This window comes from Mesorhizobium sp. M4A.F.Ca.ET.022.05.2.1, assembly GCF_003998845.1.
Lineage (GTDB): Bacteria > Pseudomonadota > Alphaproteobacteria > Rhizobiales > Rhizobiaceae > Mesorhizobium.
Genome location: NZ_RZOJ01000511.1, coordinates 1 through 3,685, shown reverse-complemented (window position 1 = coordinate 3,685; position 3,685 = coordinate 1). Strand labels below are relative to the sequence as shown.

The 3,685-nt window shown below is 62.7% G+C and carries 5 protein-coding genes; all 5 read right to left on the bottom strand.

The features are described from left to right. Positions 1-669 (bottom strand): hypothetical protein (locus EN745_RS31665; protein WP_127423064.1); only part of this gene is annotated, 669 nt, incomplete at its 3' end. A gap of 297 nt (positions 670-966) precedes the next feature. Beyond that, on the bottom strand, positions 967-1,374 hold the full coding sequence (locus tag EN745_RS31660; protein WP_126055396.1) for a TadE/TadG family type IV pilus assembly protein: 408 nt from the start codon (positions 1,372-1,374) through the stop codon (positions 967-969). Beyond that, positions 1,364-1,804 carry a TadE/TadG family type IV pilus assembly protein gene (locus tag EN745_RS31655; protein ID WP_126055397.1) on the bottom strand — a complete coding sequence of 147 codons (441 nt, stop codon included), beginning with the start codon at positions 1,802-1,804 and terminating at the stop codon, positions 1,364-1,366. The genes EN745_RS31660 and EN745_RS31655 overlap by 11 nt, the downstream gene beginning before the upstream one ends. A 4-nt stretch (positions 1,805-1,808) precedes the next feature. Beyond that, complete coding sequence (locus EN745_RS31650; protein ID WP_348628249.1) at positions 1,809-3,083, bottom strand: pilus assembly protein TadG-related protein; 1,275 nt, start codon at positions 3,081-3,083, stop codon at positions 1,809-1,811. Positions 3,084-3,184: 101 nt separating this feature from the next. Then, positions 3,185-3,685: hypothetical protein (locus EN745_RS37715; RefSeq protein WP_348630981.1), on the bottom strand; the 501-nt coding region annotated here is incomplete at its 5' end.

The window sequence follows — 3,685 nt, the reverse complement described above, 5'->3', positions numbered from 1 at the left end:
GTCGAGCGATGGGACTTCGGCAGCGGCTTCGTCGGCCGCGGTCTGGGCCGCGGCGGCTGCCGCTTCGGCGTCAGAGATGGCAGTCTCCTGATCGGCGATCTGCCCTTCCAGATCGGCGATCTGCGCGGCCTTGGCCGCCTCCTCCTCGGGCGTTGCCGGCGTCAGCGCATTCGCCTCGGCGAGCTGCTCGTTGAGGTCGGCGAGTGCGGCCTGGGCGTCGATGACCGCCTGATTGGCGGCTTCGACCGCGGCCTGGGCGTTCTGGGCATTCGCGGATGCCATCACATAGGCCTGCACTGCGGCGAAGTTCTTGCTCTTGGAGTTCATGTAGGCGTTGATGTTGCGCTGCAGCGAGTTCAGCCGGCCGAGCTTGGCGTGGAGGTTCTTCTCCTTGGGCGTGGCGGCGACCTCGACGTCATCGACGGCGGCCTGCGTCTTCTTGCCTGACTTGGCCGATGCCGACTTGCCATGCGTGCTCTTGCCGTGCGTGCCGGAATTGCCGTGCGTGCCGCTCTTGCCGGAATTGCCGCCGCCACTATTGCCGTGGCTGCCGCCACTGTTGCCATGGCCGCCGCCGTTGCCGCCGCCATTGCCGTTGCCGGCCAGCGCCGGAGAGGCCAGGAGCGCGAATGCGGCCACCGCCGCCAATAGGGTTTTTCGGGTTGTCATAGTACCTCCTCGGGGATTCGCCACCTCGCCTACCCGCTATAGCAGTGTCGTATGCAAATTTGCTAATTCGAAGAAGTAAACTTTAGACAAATATAGTAGCGATGCGCGACCAACGCGCCGAGCGGAACGGGTAAGATATTGAAACCAAAGAGGATTATGGCGAACCAATAGCGACTGCACCCTTTGGACCGCAGAAGCCCTATACTGATCAGACCTTGGTCCTAACTGATCATGGGACGCAGTTACGCCAGCAACATCTTGCAGAACACCAAGTGAAACCTTTTGGCGGCAAGATGCTCAGCTTGCAACCAAAGGTACAGTGACTGTCGTTGCGTAATTGATCGGATACTGGTCGAAATACGGGAACTCGATGACGAAGGCGTAGCTGGCGGTCAGGTGCGCCATCTTGAAGCCGCCGCTGGCGGGATCGGTCGCTATCGTCACGACGACGTTCTTCAGGCCCAGCGCCAGCAGTTTCTGTGTGGCGATCGCCTGGATCTGGCTCTGCGAGAGCGTGTTGTTGAGCTGCAAGGCGCGGGCCGACGTTTCCAGCGTGTAGCGGACGGTCGACGTGGCATTGAACGACCAGCCGAACGCGAAGATCCCGAACAGCAGCATCACCAGGAACGGCGCGATCAGCGCGAACTCCAGCCCGGCGCCGCCGGACCGGTCGCCGAGCCATCTGGCGATCCGTTCAGCGGACACGGATCACCTCCTGATGGGTCATGACGCGCGGATCCGGAAAGATGCCGAAATTGAACGGCGGCACCCAGGTGCCCGTCGCCGTGATCTGGATGAAGGCATTCGGCAGCTTGGTTCCGCCGCAGATCGTAGTCTCATCCACCACCGTGGTGCCGCACTTGTAGGATCTGACAAGCACGACCGCGGCATCTTCGGGCTTGTTGTCCCAGCTCGAAAACGCGACCGCCTGCGTTCCCGCGTCATTGGTCGCGCCGGCCATCACCAGATTGGCCGCGGTTTTGACACCGGCGCGCATCTGCAGGTAGCTCGTCACGTAGGACCAGCCGTCGGCGATGCCGAGGCAGACGAGGCACAGGATGGGCAGCACCATGGCAAATTCCACGGCGGCTATCCCGGTCTTGTCCCGGAAGATGCGTGCGACCCGCTCACCCATCCGGCTACTCGACGAGCTGAACGGACTGCGCCGCCGGAATGTCCTTCATTCCGTAGCTGGTGCAGTCCTGCTTGATGGTCGTGCTGCCGGACCACTGGATGGTGTCGGCGACGACCTGGGTGCAGCCGCCGTTCCCGGAGAAATTGCCGAGGTAGTTGACCTGCTGCCTGGGGAAATAGATGGCGCCGGTCAAAAGCGAGTCCGCCGTGCCGTTGAACGTGCTCTGCGCCGCGGTCCCCGTCCTGTCGCCGTAGAACAGCACGCCGGAATAGGTGCCGGAGGTCGGCGCGCTCAGGTTCACCGTGGCGTTGCCGTTCATGCTGACGGTGTTGCTGCCGGACATGAAGATGGTCACGCCGGTGCAGGGTGCGGCGCAGGTGATGACCGCGTTGGCGTTGATCTTGAAACCGCCCTGCACGACATAGACACCGGAAGAAAGCGCGACATTGCCCTTGAGGTCCATGCCGCTGCAGTAGGTGCCGGCCTGGAGCGTTTGCGACGTCTTGTTGCCGTTGACATTCCTGCACGGGTTGGTGGCCGCGGGCGTCGGCAGGCTGGCGTAAGGATCGGCGGCAGGCAAGGCCTTGGTGACGTTGGAGCTGCAGGTCGTGGTCGCCGGATTGTTCAGCACCATGCCACCGACGGTGACAAGGCAGTCGGCCTTGAGCGCGGCCGATCCCTGCGTCCTGATGGCGTCCGCAGCAACCGAATTCGACATGATGACGCAGCCGGTGAGGTTGACGCTGGTGTTGCCGGAGAAGAGCGCCGCCTGCGGGGCCGACTGATTGAGCGCCTGGACGCAGGCCTTCGAGGCGTCGGTGATCAGCGCTACCGCCCTCGCCCGCTGCGGAACCGGGCTGCTGTTGAAGATGGCCGTGAAATAGCGATCGAGCTGCTGGTTGACGATGACCTCGACCGCCTTCTTCGCGGTGTTGGGGCCTGAAGACGGCGGCGTGTTGACCTGGATCGTGCCAGCAAAGCCGTTGGTGGTTGCCGAGGTGGTGGAGGCGGCGACGATGGTCGGGTTGTCCGAACCGGCGACCTTTTCCAACGCGCCCGCATAGGCCGCGGCATCGGCCACCGCCTGCAGCTTCAGGCTGCTGTAGTACCAGAGCGAGGTCTCGACACCGAGGCCGGCGCCGCCAACGACCACCGGCAAGGCGAAGGCGAAGATGACGGCGACGTTGCCGCCCGCGCCTCTGCGTCCCAGCAGGCGGTGAAAGTGATCCATGAAGAAACGGGCGCGCAATGCCATGCCACCATATGAGCAGGCATGCATAAACGAATGCCTAAGATTTTCGCTCGACTTGTCGCGGGCGGCGCTTGAAGGGCCGATTTTTCAAAGACTTGCCGCAAATGGCGCGTCTTTGATATAGCGGCTTATGGCGCCCTGAGGATATCGGCGCCCGGCTGCTCGTCGAACAGCACGGAACAGCCGCGTTCCAGCGCCACGGCCGACAACTCGTTCGCCACCATCTCGTCCGGCGAAATGAAATCCCCGGTCAGCACGCGCAATTCCTCCACTGCCCGTGCCATCGAAACCAGGCGTCCGGCGGCACGGCCGGTGACGCAGGCATTGACGATATAGACGAGGTCTGAAATCTCGAAATGGCCCATGTCAGGCCTCCCGCAAACGGCGTCCCTATCCGTCAACAACGCCGCCGGCCAGACGATGTTCCGGTCTTCGGCATCGTACCTCGTCATGCTGCACTGCGCTGCGACGTCCCCCCAAAGTGACAAAAAAACGAGATTCCGACAAGATTGCGCATCCTCGCCGTTGGCCGCGACGAATGCCCTCGCCGGCCCCTCGGCGCCGCTTGACAACAGACCCTGTTTGTTCTCTTTTTGTTCGACAAAAAATTCCTTAAAACAGGCCCTGCT

Excerpts from the sequence above, each read along its gene's own strand:
- EN745_RS31650 (WP_348628249.1), bottom strand. The coding sequence starts at position 3,083 with ATGCATGCCTGCTCATATGGTGGCATGGCATTGCGCGCCCGTTTCTTC.
- EN745_RS31655 (WP_126055397.1), bottom strand. The coding sequence starts at position 1,804 with ATGGGTGAGCGGGTCGCACGCATCTTCCGGGACAAGACCGGGATAGCC.